At 45.5% G+C, this 672-nt stretch carries 1 protein-coding gene; it reads right to left on the bottom strand.

Annotated elements, in window-relative coordinates:
- Positions 1-118: 118 nt before the first annotated feature.
- Positions 119-672, bottom strand: a 554-nt coding sequence (locus KIV40_RS32545; RefSeq protein WP_285353493.1) for a chromate transporter, incomplete at its 5' end; no start/stop codon positions are given.

Here is a 672-nt window from a genome sequence, read left to right as displayed (position 1 = left end):
TATGGTCTTAAAGTAATATGGCTCAAACTAAAAAGCGTCACACCGTGGTGTGACGCTTTTCTTTGTTAGTAACACTTTCTTTTTCAGTAACCTTTTCTTTGTTGGCAACCGTAGCGCATTAAATAAAGTTTAGAGCAACACCAGCCGCAATAAACACACCGACTAGGCCAACGATTGGCAGCTTAACTGATTTGAGAAGCCACACACCAACAATAATCAACGCGAAATCTAAACCATTGTTTACCGCACTGCTAAAGATCGGTTGGTATAGAGCCGCTAATAGTAAGCCAACAACTGCAGCATTAACCCCAGTTAAAGCGCCAGCTACCTTCGGCTTGCTAGCTAAAGCCTGCCAGTTCTTTAACACACCAAGTAGCAGCAAAAATCCTGGAAGGAAGACCGCGATAGTTGCCAATAGAGCACCAACAATAGGCGCGGAAGGCATCAGCACGTAACCCAGATAGGTTGCTAGGGTAAACATTGGCCCTGGAACCGCTTGTGCTGCTGCGTAACCGGTTAAAAATGCATCTTGGGACAGTTGGTCACCGATACCATTTTGCAATAGCGGAAGTACTACGTGACCGCCACCAAATACTAAGCTACCGGCTTGATAGAAGAGCCCAAATACTTCAATACCTTGTGAAAGTGAGCTTGCTAGTGGCAGGACGACTA

It is taken from the genome of Vibrio sp. D173a (genome assembly GCF_030248475.1).
Note: the sequence above shows the minus strand (reverse complement) of the source record. Positions and strands in the feature narration are given on the sequence as shown.